Source organism: Streptomyces sp. NPDC001663, from assembly GCF_042893105.1.
Taxonomy (GTDB): Bacteria; Actinomycetota; Actinomycetes; order Streptomycetales; family Streptomycetaceae; genus Streptomyces.
Genome location: NZ_JBIAUR010000035.1, coordinates 35,283 through 48,175 on the forward strand (window position 1 = coordinate 35,283; position 12,893 = coordinate 48,175).

General features: G+C 69.5%; 10 protein-coding genes and 2 pseudogenes. 6 read left to right on the top strand and 6 right to left on the bottom strand.

The features are described 5' to 3' along the window. Positions 1 to 152: 152 nt before the first annotated feature. A complete protein-coding gene (locus tag ACFY1L_RS54310; protein ID WP_388843001.1) occupies positions 153 to 605 on the bottom strand; it encodes a hypothetical protein in 453 nt (150 codons plus the stop codon). A gap of 71 nt (positions 606 to 676) precedes the next feature. Then, positions 677 to 1,747, bottom strand: a pseudogene (locus ACFY1L_RS54315) (transposase); the annotation flags it as partial. Between the two features lie 267 nt (positions 1,748 to 2,014). Between ACFY1L_RS54315 and ACFY1L_RS54320 the strand changes: the two are divergent. The 3 genes from ACFY1L_RS54320 (at position 2,015) to ACFY1L_RS54330 (ending at position 7,254) form a co-directional block, all read left to right on the top strand. Further along, a complete protein-coding gene (locus ACFY1L_RS54320; protein ID WP_388843002.1) occupies positions 2,015 to 4,084 on the top strand; it encodes a prolyl oligopeptidase family serine peptidase in 2,070 nt (689 codons plus the stop codon). Beyond that, positions 4,054 to 4,614, top strand: coding sequence for a hypothetical protein (locus ACFY1L_RS54325; protein WP_388843003.1), 561 nt, complete (start codon positions 4,054 to 4,056; stop codon positions 4,612 to 4,614). The genes ACFY1L_RS54320 and ACFY1L_RS54325 overlap by 31 nt, the downstream gene beginning before the upstream one ends. Before the next feature lie 246 nt (positions 4,615 to 4,860). Further along, positions 4,861 to 7,254, top strand: a complete 2,394-nt coding sequence (locus ACFY1L_RS54330; protein WP_388843004.1) for a M4 family metallopeptidase — start codon at positions 4,861 to 4,863, stop codon at positions 7,252 to 7,254. A 69-nt stretch (positions 7,255 to 7,323) separates the two neighbouring features. Here the strand turns inward: ACFY1L_RS54330 and ACFY1L_RS54335 are convergent, their stop codons facing one another. From ACFY1L_RS54335 to ACFY1L_RS54350, 4 genes are all read right to left on the bottom strand, one after another. Next, a complete protein-coding gene (locus ACFY1L_RS54335; protein WP_388843011.1) occupies positions 7,324 to 8,496 on the bottom strand; it encodes a glycoside hydrolase family 64 protein in 1,173 nt (390 codons plus the stop codon). Positions 8,497 to 8,739: 243 nt separating this feature from the next. Further along, entirely contained in the window at positions 8,740 to 9,495 is a 756-nt protein-coding gene (locus ACFY1L_RS54340) for a dienelactone hydrolase family protein (protein WP_388843005.1), read from the bottom strand. Positions 9,496 to 9,603: 108 nt separating this feature from the next. Further along, complete coding sequence (locus tag ACFY1L_RS54345) at positions 9,604 to 10,224, bottom strand: L-threonylcarbamoyladenylate synthase (protein ID WP_388843006.1); 621 nt, start codon at positions 10,222 to 10,224, stop codon at positions 9,604 to 9,606. 9 nt (positions 10,225 to 10,233) lie between these two features. Then, entirely contained in the window at positions 10,234 to 10,728 is a 495-nt protein-coding gene (locus ACFY1L_RS54350) for an FBP domain-containing protein (RefSeq protein ID WP_388843007.1), read from the bottom strand. Positions 10,729 to 10,799: 71 nt separating this feature from the next. Here ACFY1L_RS54350 and ACFY1L_RS54355 point away from each other — a divergent pair, with 71 nt between their 5' ends. The 3 genes and pseudogenes from ACFY1L_RS54355 to ACFY1L_RS54365 all read left to right on the top strand — a co-directional run. Continuing rightward, on the top strand, positions 10,800 to 11,384 hold the full coding sequence (locus tag ACFY1L_RS54355) for a TetR/AcrR family transcriptional regulator (RefSeq protein ID WP_388843008.1): 585 nt from the start codon (positions 10,800 to 10,802) through the stop codon (positions 11,382 to 11,384). A gap of 4 nt (positions 11,385 to 11,388) precedes the next feature. After that, complete coding sequence (locus ACFY1L_RS54360; protein ID WP_388843009.1) at positions 11,389 to 12,576, top strand: GDSL-type esterase/lipase family protein; 1,188 nt, start codon at positions 11,389 to 11,391, stop codon at positions 12,574 to 12,576. 208 nt (positions 12,577 to 12,784) lie between these two features. Further along, positions 12,785 to 12,893 (top strand): annotated as a pseudogene (locus ACFY1L_RS54365) (IS607 family transposase); the annotation flags it as partial.

Genomic DNA, 12,893 nt, shown 5'->3' on the forward strand with positions numbered 1-12,893 from the left:
GAGCCGGCGTGAGGGCGGTGACGGCCCGCCCAACCCTACGAATGGCTCGACCAGCCTGTCCCAGGAAAGTAAGGCCAACTGGGATGCACAGTGGCTTCCCAATGGGGAAGTCGAGCTGTGTTCCTGTGCATTGGCAGAACTCAGTTCCGTGATCAGTCGAACCAGACCACGAGGCGCACGTGCTCTGGGCCATGCAGCTCGGCCAGGGTCCTCATTACGTCCCAGACTGGCGCCCAGTGGGTCCCCGCCCCGGCCACGGTGTTTCGGCTCAGTGTGCCGGATCGATCGGTCTCGTCCCAGTCGGCGGCTGCCAACTCGGCCCAGCTGATCCACGTTGTTCCGTGCGCGCCTTGTGGCCCACCCCAGGCGTTGAAAGCCTGTCGCAGTCCCTCGGAAGCGTCCTCCGGCAGGCCGCGGTTTTCGGACAGCGGTCGAAACCCGGAGGAGTTGCGGACGCCGAAGAGGCAGGCAAAGGCGTCGTAGGCGTTGCCGGTGTTGAGGAGGAAGAGGTCAATGGCGGCGTGCCACACCGCGTCCTCGTCGTCCTCCCCGAAGATCCGGGCCAAGGGCCTGCACTCGATCATTCCGCTCACGTCGGTGGACATGCGTCGCAGTCTGCCGAGCGCGGGCAAGGCTCGTCGCCTCGATTTCCGATGCAGAACCCAGCCGGCGGGTGTGGTGGGGCGACCTCGTAGGAGCGCCGGTCGCGGATCACGGCCCACAGGACGTTGACTCTGCGGCAGGCGAGGGCGATCACGGCCTGGGTATGGCGTTTGCCCTCGGCGCGCTTGCGATCGTAGAAGATCCGGGAGTTGGGGTCGTAGCGGACGCTTGTCAGAGCGGACATGTAGAAGATGCGTTGGAGGCCCCGGTGGTAGTGGCGAGGGCGGTGTAAGTTGCCATTCCGCTTCCCGGAAGCTGCCGATCGCGGCGAGGAACTCTGCGCCCAGCAGTGGCCCCATGCCGGGCATGCCGGCCACGACCTCGGCCAGCTCGTGTGTCCGGAACGGGTCTCGATGAGCCGGTCGATCTCGGCGACCTTCTCGTTCAGGGTCTGGACCTCCTGGGCAAGTGTCCGAACGAGCTGGGCGATCACAGCCTCTCCCGGGACGGCGGTGTGCTGCCGCTCGGCGGCCTGCACGGCCTTCTGCGTGAGCGCCCCGGGGGTGCGGACGCCGCGGGCGCGCAACCAACGGGTGAGCCGCGCGGTGCCGATGCGCCGGAGGGAGGCCGGCGTCTGGTTGCCGTCCAGCGCAACGAGGGGTCCGGCGGTCGTCAGGACGAGCACCCGTTCCAGCGCGGGGAACAGGTCGGTCAAGGCAGAGCGGAGTCGGTTGATGGACCGGATGCGGTCGCGGACGAGGTCGGTGTGTTGGTTGGTCAGGAGACGGAGTTCGATAGTGGCCCCGTCGCTGGGCCGCAGCGTGTGGAGGTCGCGGCGTATGTGGCAGCGACGGATACCGGGGTGAAGGCAAGACCGACGCCCGCGACGCACTGGTCGTCGCTGACCGGGACGTCCTGGACCGTGATTGACCAGTAGGGCGAGTAGGAGGGCGGGCTCATCGCCGGCCATGTCCACGGCTCAGGTCACCTGGTTGCCGAGGGTAAGTACGGCGTCAAGGAGCTTGAGGAGCTCCGGCTCGTCGTTGGTGACGCGGCGGGACAGCATTGCTTCGCCGTTTTCGTTGAGTACGAGGCAGTGGTGGTGGGTTTTGCCGCTGTCGATGCCTGGCCAGATCCGGTTCATCTTGCTCCAGACGATCGTCCTGCAGGGTTCGTGCCACAGACGACCTCGCCGGCATGGCCTTACACAGTGATCTTGTCCGCACTTCCCAATCTGGCGGCCGGGTCGTCGTGGGGCGCCCGGCGGCCAAGCCACTGCAGCCACGGACGGCCGCCGAGCGCGGACGGGCCAACGGAAGCGGTCAGGCGCAGCCGAGGGTGTGCAACGCGTCTTTCCGAACCTGTCCTCGAACGCGTGTTTCATTTCGACGTCTGGTGGAACCATCCCTCCGTGGCGACCTCTCCCCTCCCTCAACAACTCACCCGCACCCACCGCTTCACCCGAGGCGCCCCCACCCGTCCCTCCGTCTCGCCCGACGGCAGAACCGTCCTGTTCCTGCGCACCCGCGCCGCCGGCGACCCGGTCACCTGCCTCTGGTCCCTGGACGCGGAGACGGAACACGTGCTGGCCGACCCGGCACGGCTGCTCCCGCATCCACAGGACGGGGCCGGTATCGAGGCATACGCCACCGACCGAACCGCCGACCTCATCGCCTTCGCCCTGGCCGGGGAACTGTGGGCGCTGCGGCTCGGCGGCAGTCAGCCGCACCGCCTGCCCGCCCGCGGCCCGGTGTCCGACCCGCGTCCCGATCCCACCGGCCGCCGTATCGCCTACGTCTCCTCCGGCGCCCTGCGCGTTACGGACGCGGACGGCGCAGGAGACCGAGTCCTCGCCGAACCGGACGGCCCCGACGTTGAGTTCGGAACAGCCAGCCATACGGCAGCCACCTCGCTCGACGGCCCTCGCGGCCACTGGTGGTCCCCTGAGGGCACCCGGCTGCTGGTCGCCCGCACGGACTCCACGGCCGTTCACCCTTGGCCGGCGGTCGGCGCGGATGACTCTGGCCGGCGTTTTGCTGCAGTCGGTACTCCCAATCCAGACGTCACCCTCTGGGTCATCGGACTCAACGGCCGTACCACGCAGACGAGTTGGGATCGCGCAGCCTCCGAGTACGTCGTGGGCGCAGGCTGGGACCCGCACGGCCCCTATGCCGTCGTACAGTCCCGTGACCAGCGCACCGTCCGCTTCCTCGCGATCGACCCCGCCGACGGTCGCACCACCGTCCTGTGCGAGCAGCAGGACGACCGCTGGGTACACCTCGTCCCCGGCCTTCCCGCCCGCACCGCCTCCGGCGCCCTCCTCGCCCACGCCGATCTGCACGACACCCGACACCTGACCATGGACGGTGCCTCTGTCACCCCGCCAGGGCTCAACCTCCGTACCGTGCTCGGCATCGACGGCGACGACGTCCTGTTCACCGCATCCGACGCCGACGAGCCCACCGAAACGCATCTGTGGAGCTTGCGGCCGGCAGAGGGGCTACGGCGGCTCAGCGCCGACGCGGCCGTGCACTCCGGCGTGCGCAGTGGCGGAACCCTCGTCCGGGTCACCCATGGCGCGGACCGGCCTGGCGATCGGGTCGACGTGCTGCGGGAGGGGAAGCCGGCCGTGACCCTCGCCTCGTACGTCGAGCGGCCGGTGCTCGATCTGCGAATGAACCAACTCGTCCTCGGCCCGCTCGAACTGCGCGCCCGACTGCACCTTCCGTCTTGGTACCGGCAGGGCAGCGGCCCCCTCCCCGTGCTCGTCGACCCGTATGGCGGCCCCGCCGCCCAGCGCGTCACCGCGGAGGTGGACTGGAAGGTGCTGGTGTCGCAGTGGTTCGCCGAGCAGGGGTTCGCGGTGCTGGCCGCCGACGGGCGCGGCACACCGGGGCGCGGTCCGGACTGGGAGCGCGAGGCGTACGGCGACCTGTTCGGGCTCGCCCTCGACGACCAGGTGACCGCGCTGCACCAGGCGGCCCGCCGCCACCCCGAGCTCGACCTCGGGTGCGTCGGCATCCGTGGCTGGTCCTTCGGCGGTTCCCTCGCGACCGCCGCCGTACTCCGCCGCCCGGACGTCTTCCACACCGCGGTGGCCGGGGCCTGCGTCACCGATCAGCGGCTGTACAACGCCCACTGGCGCGAACGGTTCCTCGGCCATCCGGATCGGTATCCGGAGCGGTACGACGCCAACTCCCTTGTCCTGGAGGCGCCGAAGCTGTCCCGGCCCCTGCTGCTGATGCACGGCCTCGCCGACACCAACGTCCCGCCGGCCAACACCGTGCGCCTGTCGGACGCCCTGCGCGCCGCCGGGCGCCCGCACGAGGTGGTGCTCCTGCCGGGCGTCGGCCACCAACCGGTGGGCAGCGCGATCACGGCAGAACTGTTGGATCGTCAGGTCCGTTTCCTGCAGCGCCACTTGGGCGCGCACCTCGCCGACAGCGCGGCGTGGGCACGTCTCACGGGTCGGCACACCTGACGGCGGTCCGCTCCGACCACTCCGGATTCCCTGCCGCCCGCTCCGCTCCCCGTGAGCCGTGGGCGCGGGCAGCCGCCGTACCGCTGCCGCCGCGAAGGACGCCCCATGGCACAGCCCGCGTCCCTCGACCTCAGCCCGTACCCCTCGACGGGCCGCTGCCCGAACTGCCCCTCTCCATCCAGTCGCACACCGCGCAGCGCCAGATCTACGAGGAGGCCCGCCGCGACAATCTCACCATCCGCGACCTCGTCGGCCGCTTCGCCGCTGACGAGCGCAGCGTCGTCGGCACGCCCGAGCGGATCGCCGACCACATCGAGGAGTGGTTCCACGGCCACGCGGCCGACGGCTTCAACGTGATCTTCCCCTATCTCCCGGGCACCCTCGTCGACTTCGCCGAGCTGGTGATCCCCGAGCTGCGGCGCCGGGGCCTGTTCCGCACGCACTACACGGGGACGACGCTCAGGGAACATCTGGGGCTGCCACGGCCGGGGCACTCGATCCACCGAGCGGCACAGCAAAAGCACAGGTAGGGCACAGGGCGGCCGGGTGCGGTGGCTGTGGCCGTGCCCGGCACCGAGGGATAACCCTCGATGCCTCACCGAATGGCTGACATGTCACCGACAAGCCTGTCATTCTCCCTGCCAACTACCCCACGGTAGCGGCACGTTGTCTTCACACGTGTCCGGCCCCGCACAGCTCGGCTCGTCCCGGACAGCAGACCCGGCTGCCCGGTCTCGCACCGGCCGCCCCACGCGGCCAACGCAGTAGGAGAACGAGTGAGACGCATCCCCCGCAAGCGGACCGCGGTAGGAGCCCTGGTCTCCACCGCGGCCTTCCTCGCCGTCGGCATCCAGTCGGTCCCGGCGAACGCGAAGCCCGCGGCCCCCCATCCCAGCCCCGTGCGCACCGGGGGGCTGGAGGCCAAGCTGACCCCGGCGCAGCACACGGCGCTCGTCAAGAGCGCGGAGAAGAAGACCGCCGCGACCGCCCGCACGATCGGCCTCGGCGCCAAGGAGAAACTGGTCGTCAAGGACGTCGTCAAGGACAACGACGGCACCCTGCACGCCCGTTACGAGCGGACGTACGCAGGGATTCCGGTCCTCGGCGGCGACCTCGTCGTGCACACCCCGCCCGCCTCACTCGCCTCCGGCACGGTGAGCGCGACCTTCAACAACAAGCGCACCGTCAAGGTCGCCTCCACGACCGCCACTTACACCAAGTCGGCCGCCGAGACCAAGGCACTGAAGGCCGCCAGGGCCCTCGACGCCAAGCAGCCCAGCACCGACAGCGCCCGCAAGGTCATCTGGGCGGGCAGCGGCACCCCCAAGCTCGCCTGGGAAACGGTGGTCGGCGGCCTGCAGGACGACGGCACACCCAGCCAGCTGCACGTCATCACCGACGCCACCACCGGCAAGGAGCTCTACCGGTACCAGGGCATCAAGACGGGCACCGGCAACACCCAGTACAGCGGCACCGTCTCGCTCAGCACCACGCTGTCCGGCTCGACGTACCAGCTGTACGACACCACCCGCGGCGGCCACAAGACGTACAACCTCAACAACGCCACCTCGGGCACCGGCACCCTGATGACCGACTCCGACGACGTCTGGGGCACCGGATCCGGCTCCAACACCCAGACGGCCGGCGCGGACGCCGCCTACGGCGCCCAGGAGACCTGGGACTTCTACAAGAACACCTTCGGCCGCAGCGGCATCAAGAACGACGGCGTCGCCGCCTACTCCCGCGTCCACTACAGCTCGGCGTACGTCAACGCCTTCTGGGACGACGACTGCTTCTGCATGACCTACGGCGACGGCTCCGGCGGCACCCACGCGCTGACCTCGCTCGACGTGGCCGGCCACGAGATGAGCCACGGCGTCACCTCCAACACCGCCGGCCTGGACTACAGCGGTGAGTCCGGCGGCCTCAACGAGGCGACCTCGGACATCTTCGGCACCGGCGTGGAGTTCTACGCGGGCAACAGCAGCGACGTCGGCGACTACCTCATTGGCGAGAAGATCGACATCAACGGCGACGGCACGCCGCTGCGTTACATGGACGAGCCCGACAAGGACGGCGGCTCCGCCGACAGTTGGTACTCCGGCGTCGGCAACCTGGACGTCCACTACTCCTCGGGCCCGGCCAACCACATGTTCTACCTGCTCTCCGAGGGCAGCGGCACCAAGACCATCAACGGCGTCACCTACAACAGCCCGACCTCCGACGGCGTCGCCGTCGCCGGCATCGGCCGGGCCGCGGCCCTGCAGATCTGGTACAAGGCGCTGACGACGTACATGACGTCCAGCACCAACTACGCCGGAGCGCGCACCGCCGCCCTCAACGCGGCCGCCGCACTGTACGGGACCAGCTCCACCCAGTACGCCGGGGTCGGCAACGCCTTCGCCGGCATCAACGTCGGCAGCCACATCACCGTGCCGACCACCGGCGTCACGGTCACCAACCCGGGCAGCCAGTCCTCCACCGTGGGCACGGCGGTGAGCCTGCAGATCTCCGCGAGCTCCACCAACAGCGGCTCCCTGACGTACGCCGCGACCGGACTGCCCACGGGCCTGTCGATCAACAGCTCCACCGGCGTCATCTCCGGCACCCCGACGACCGCGGGCACCTACAGCACGACCGTCACGGTGACCGACTCGACCGGCGCCACCGGCACCGCGTCCTTCACCTGGACGGTCACCTCGTCCGGCAGCGGCAGCTGCACCTCGGCCCAACTCCTGGGCAACCAGGGCTTCGAGTCGGGCAACACCACCTGGACCGCGTCCAGCGGAGTCATCACCAACTCCAGCAGTCAGAGCGCCCACGGCGGCTCGTACTACGCCTGGCTGGACGGCTACGGCTCCCCCCACACCGACACGCTGTCCCAGTCGGTGACCATCCCGAGCGGCTGCAAGGCGACGCTCACGTTCTACCTGCACATCGACACGTCGGAGACCACCACGAGCACTCAGTACGACAAGCTCACGGTCACCGCCGGATCGACCACCCTGGCGACGTACTCGAACCTCAATGCCGCCTCCGGCTACACCCAGAAGTCCTTCGACCTGTCGTCCCTGGCAGGCTCCACCGTCACCCTGAAGTTCAGCGGTGTCGAGGACTCCTCTCTGCAGACCAGCTTCGTCGTCGACGACACCGCCCTGACGACCAGCTGACCAAGCGCACGAAGAGGGCCTCACCCCGAGCGGGGTGAGGCCCTTCGCCGTCAGTCGAACGGGTCGAGGTCAGTTGAAGGGGTCGAGCGTCAAGTACGCCTGCTGCGGGCTGCCGTCGTGGACCAGCGACTCCTGGTTGCCGACGTCGTCGAAGGCGAACGCGTAGGCCTTGCCGTCGGCCATCTGCGCGTGGACGTTGCGCGCGTACTGGTTGGTCACCGCGTCCTGGTAGAAGTTCGCCGTGCTCGTGTCCGGCTGGTTGGGGTTGGCCAGCAGCGTGGAGCGGTTGAAGCCCGCGCACAGGGTGCGTGAAATCGGGCCGCGCACCTGGTCGTTGGGCGCGTCGAGCAGCTTGTGGCAGCCGAAGATGCTGTCCGCGTCCGGCTTCTGGAAGCTGGTGACCACCGCGCCGGAGGAGTTGGCGAAGTTCATGACGTTGCCCGAGACCCGGCCGAAGTACTTCGTGTTCGGCTGGTCGGCGAATGGCGTGACGGTCAGCGTCGTCGACGCGTACTTCTGCCAGACGCGGTTGACGTAGTCGTCCATCACGGACGCCGGCAGGGCTCCCGTCTCCAGGCCGTACCCGGGCGCGAGCGCCCGCAGCACGGTGCCGTCGGACCGTGTCTGGACCAGGTTCCCCCAGCCGCCCGACTGCCCGCGCAGGGCGTTGAAGAAGCCGTTGTAGCCGCCCGACTTGAGATGCCCCGTGGTGAGCGTGGTCCCGTCCGAGCGCTGCACCCCGACCGCGTAGGGCGCGGAGAACATGTCCACCTGCGTGCTGTTGAGCCACAGACCGGAGTCGTTGAGCGTGTACTCGGACCAGTTGAACAGGATGTCGCGGTTCGGGTCGCTCGGGTTCTGCACGGCCGGCTGCACCAGCCCGCCCGTGGTCAGCTTGAACACCAGCTTCTGCCCGTACGAGAAGTAGATCCGGCCGGAGAACTTGGGAATCCGGATCGTCGTCGACTGCCCGCTCGCCGGCCCGGCAATGGACGCGTCGGGCGCGGGAGTCGGCGGATTGCCGCCCGCGGGCCAGGCGTGGAACGTGCCGTTCGCGTCCGCCCACCCCTGCTGCCCCGTCGAGAGCAGCGTGCCGAGCGTATAGACGTAAACCGGCTCGCTGCGACCGGAGTTGTTGGTCAGCTTCAGCGGGATCGTGTCGGGCACCGCCGCGTCCGCGGACGAGGGCGAGTGGATCGCGAGGACCGCGGCGAGCAGCGCGGCCGCGGCAGCCGGAGCCAGTAGCCGGTAGGTGCGCTTTCGGTGAGTGAGCCTTCTGAGCACGCTCCACCTCCGTGGGGGGTTCACTTGTTGTGGGGGGATCACCTGAGGGAGATTGGTCCGGACCGCATTGAGAGCGCTCTCAAACTGGCACCGGGTCGCGTGCATGTCAATAAGTTGAACAGTGGGCAACGCACGACGCCCGCGGAGCGAACTCCGCGGGCGCCGTGGACGATTGAGGAAGCCTGCCTCCGAAGCCGGACGTCAGAACGTGCGCTTGAGAAGGTCGAGCAGCGCCGCCCAGTGCCGCTCGTCACCCTCCTTGCTGTAGGCGGCGGTGTCCGCCTGCGTGTACCCGTGGTGCGCTCCCGGGTAGACCTCGCAGCGGTGCCGTACGCCCGCCGCGGTCAGGGTCTCCTCCAGGAGCTGCTGCTGCTCGGGCGGCATGGATCCGTCCTCGTCGGCGTGGCCGAAGTACACCTCGGCGGTGACGTGTTCGGCCACCAGGTGCGGGCTGTCCGGCGCGTCCGTCGCCAGCCGCCCGCCGTGGAAACCGGCCGCCGCCGCGACCCGGTCCGGAAAGGTGCCGGCGGTGAACAGCGCGAGGCGGGCGCCCATGCAGTAGCCGGTCAGCGCGACGGGACCGCCGGCCACCAGCGGCGAGTCCGCCAACCACCGCAAGTACGCGCCCGCATCCCGCATGGCGAGCTCGGGCGTGAGGGACTGCATCACCGGGCCGATCTGCCCCCAGATCTCCGGCCGGGCCGACGGGTCGATGAACTCGGGCAGATCGAAGACCGGCGTACGGCCGTGCCGGTAGAAGACGTTCGGCACCAGCACCGTGTAGCCGGCCCCGGCCAGCCGGTCGGCCATCGACTCCAGGTGCGGACGCAGTCCGAAGGCGTCCATGTAGAGCAGAACACCGGGATGCGGGAGGCCGTCACCGGGATGCGCCACGTAGGCGTCGGCGACGCCGTCCTCGGTGGTGATGTCAACGGCTGTTCCCTGTACGGAGGCCATGGGGGACTACCTCTCTGCGCACTCGCGGCGGAGCAACTGGGCGGCCCGACGGGCCGGTCACGATCATCGTTGCACGTACCATCCACCCGGCTCCGTGCGGGTACGGCTTCACTCGAACCGCGTGGTGTCCCCGGCTCCCCGCCGTACGATCTCGGCCTCGCCGTCCGAGAAGTCGATGACCGTCGTCGGCTCGGTGCCGCAGTCCCCGGAGTCGACCACCGCGTCCAGCACATGGTCGAGGCGGTCCTTGATCTCCCAGCCCTGCGTCATCGGCTCGTCCTCGTCGGGCAGCAGCAGCGTGCTGGACAGCAGCGGCTCGCCGAGCTCGGCGAGCAGGGCCTGGGTGACGACGTGGTCGGGGATGCGCACACCGACCGTCTTCTTCTTGGGGTGCAGCAGCATGCGCGGCACTTCCCTCGTCGCCGGCAGGATGAAGGTGTAACTGCCGGGCGTCGACGCCTTGATCGCGCGGAACACGTCGTTGTCGACGTGCACGAACTGACCGAGCTGCGCGAAGTTCTCGCACACCAGGGTGAAGTGGTGCCGGTCGTTGAGCTTGCGGATGGTCCGGATCCGGTCGATGCCGTCACGGCTGCCCAGCCGGCAGCCGAGCGCGTAGCAGGAGTCCGTCGGATATGCGATGAGGGCGTCCGAGCGGATGCTGTCCGCGATCTGGGAGATGGTGCGCGGCTGGGGGTTGTCGGGGTGCACGTCGAAGTACTTCGCCATTCGCCGAGCTTATGCCGTGGTCACCTTGGCGACGAACGCGGCGAGGTTCGCGACGGTCCGCTCGATCTTCTCCTCGAGGGTGATCGTCTCGTGAAGCCGCCCGCCGATCCCCGCGTCCCGCTTACCCCGTACGTACAGCGAGCAGGCGAGGTCGCTGCACATGTAGGCGCCCACCGAGTTGCCCTGCTGGCCGGCCTTGCCCGCCCGGGGCGCGACCAGCAGCGAGACACCGCCCGAGTGGGTGGTCAGGCACAGCGAGCACATGCTGCGCCGGGTCTGCCAGGAACCGGCGCCGGAGGAGCGCAGGGCGACGGCCTTTGGGTACCCGTCCAGCTCGGCCACCAGGTAGGCGCGGTCGGGGGCCTGGGGGTCACGCCAGCCGAGGAAGTCCAGGTCGTCCCAGGGGCGGTCGGCCAGGTCGCGGGGGACGGACAGACGCTTCGCCTCGCCCTTGGTGCAGTTGACGAACGCGGCGCGGATCTCTTGCTCGGTCAGCGGTTTCATAAAGGTGAGGCTAATTTGCCTAAAGGTGTTAGGCAAATGCATAATCGCTTCAGGTAGACGGAGGGAAGTGCATGGGACGCGTAGGGCTGACCACGGAGCGCCTGGTCCTCGCGGGCGCGGAACTCGCCGACGAGGTCGGCTTCGAGCAGGTGACCGTGTCCGAGCTGGCCAGGCGGTTCGACGTCAAGGTCGCGAGCCTGTACTCGCATGTGAAGAACTCCCAGGACCTCAAGATTCGTATCGCCCTGTTCGCCCTGGAGGAACTCGCCGACCGGGCCGCCGATGCCGTGGCCGGACGGGCCGGCAAGGACGCCCTGACGGCGTTCGCGAACTCCTACCGCGACTACGCCCGCGAACACCCCGGCCGCTCCGCCGCGGCCCGGCTCAGACTCGACCCCGAGACGGCGGCGGCGAGCGCGGGCGTCAGGCACGCCCAGATGACGCGGGCGATCCTGCGCGGCTACGACCTCGCGGAGCCGGATCAGACGCACGCGGTCCGGCTGCTGGGCAGCTTCTTCCACGGCTACTCCAGCCTCGAGCTCGCCGGCGGCTTCGACCACAGCCTCCCCGGCTCGGAGGAGACCTGGTCCCGGTCGCTGGACGCCCTCGACGCGCTGCTGCGGAACTGGCCCGAGAAATCACCTACGGAAGCTTGAGGCGATGACCACCGACACCCACCTGACCACCACCCCCGTCACCGCGGACCTGCTGCGCGGCGCCATAGAGGTCGAGCGCACGGAGGGCGGCGTACTGCCGCACCGGCTGCCCGCCTGGGCCCGCGCCCAGTGCACCGACGGACAGCTCCTCATGGCCGAGTCCCAGCCCTCCGGCGTACGACTGGTCTTCCGCACCCGCGCCACCGTCGTCGAACTGGACACGCGGCCCACCAAGCGCGTCTACGCGGGCGTGTCCTTCCGCCCGGCCGACGGTGTGTACGACCTGCTCGTCGACGGCCGCCCGGCCGGGCACGGGAGCGTCGAAGGCGGCAACACCCTGACCATCGACATGGCCGCCGGCACCGCCGAGCACCGCCCGGGCCCGGCCGGCACCCTTCGCTTCGACGAACTGCCCGACGCAGTCAAGGACATCGAGATCTGGCTGCCGCACAACGAGACCACCGAACTGCTCGTCCTGCGCACCGACGCCCCCGTCGAGCCGGCGCCGGACAGCGGCCGCAAGGTGTGGCTGCACCACGGCAGTTCGATCAGCCACGGCTCCGACGCCGCGAGCCCCACCGCCACCTGGCCCGCGCTCGCCGCGTCACTGGCCGGCGTGGACCTGGTCAACCTGGGCCTGGGCGGCAGCGCCCTGCTCGACCCGTTCACCGCCCGCACCCTGCGCGACACCGCCGCCGACGTGATCAGCGTCAAGATCGGCATCAACCTGGTCAACACCGACCTGATGCGCCTGCGCGCCTTCACCTCCGCCGCGCACGGCTTCATCGACACCATCCGCGAAGGCCACCCCACCACCCCGCTGCTGGTCGTCTCACCCGTCCTGTGCCCCATGCACGAGGACACGCCCGGCCCCACCGCCATGGACGTCTCCTCCCTCGGCACCGACCAGGTCCGCTTCCAGGCCATGGGCAACCCGGCCGAGGTCGGAAGCGGCAAACTGACCCTGCGCGTCATCCGCGACGAGCTGTCCCGCATCGTCGCCCAGCGCTCGCCCGACGACCCGAACCTGCACCACCTCGACGGCCGGGAGCTCTACGGCGCGGACGACGCCGCCGAACTCCCGCTCCCGGACGACCTACACCCGGACGCCGCCACCCACCGCCGCATGGGTGAACGCTTCACGAAGCTGGCCTTCGCCGCGGGCGGTGCCTTCCAGGAGCACAGCGCCTGAGCTCGTCCTACCGTTCTGGCGCGGGCCAACGGCGGGGCTGATGAAGGACGGCTACCAGGACGGCACACCCCCGCGTCGGCGGGAAGGACGGGTGCTCGCCCTCAAGTTGGAAGCCGGCACGCGGAACACCCCCGCGTCCGCGGGGGTGACAACTGCTACAGAGTTTCTATTCGTATGTAGTCATCTCTAGTCGTATATCTTTGGGTGGGTGAAGCTTTCGGAGTGGGCGCGTCAGCAGGGCGTGAGCTACCAGACGGCTTGGCGGTGGGTGAAGGACGGCAAGATGCCCGTCGCTGTCCGCCAGGCGCCGTCCGGGA

What these genes read in the sequence shown, in the direction of transcription:
- ACFY1L_RS54310 (WP_388843001.1), bottom strand. Translation starts at nt 605, where the DNA reads ATGTCCACCGACGTGAGCGGAATGATCGAGTGCAGGCCCTTGGCCCGG.
- ACFY1L_RS54340 (WP_388843005.1), bottom strand. Translation starts at nt 9,495, where the DNA reads ATGGCCTCCGTACAGGGAACAGCCGTTGACATCACCACCGAGGACGGC.
- ACFY1L_RS54345 (WP_388843006.1), bottom strand. Translation starts at nt 10,224, where the DNA reads ATGGCGAAGTACTTCGACGTGCACCCCGACAACCCCCAGCCGCGCACC.
- ACFY1L_RS54350 (WP_388843007.1), bottom strand. Translation starts at nt 10,728, where the DNA reads ATGAAACCGCTGACCGAGCAAGAGATCCGCGCCGCGTTCGTCAACTGC.
- ACFY1L_RS54355 (WP_388843008.1), top strand. Translation starts at nt 10,800, where the DNA reads ATGGGACGCGTAGGGCTGACCACGGAGCGCCTGGTCCTCGCGGGCGCG.
- ACFY1L_RS54360 (WP_388843009.1), top strand. Translation starts at nt 11,389, where the DNA reads ATGACCACCGACACCCACCTGACCACCACCCCCGTCACCGCGGACCTG.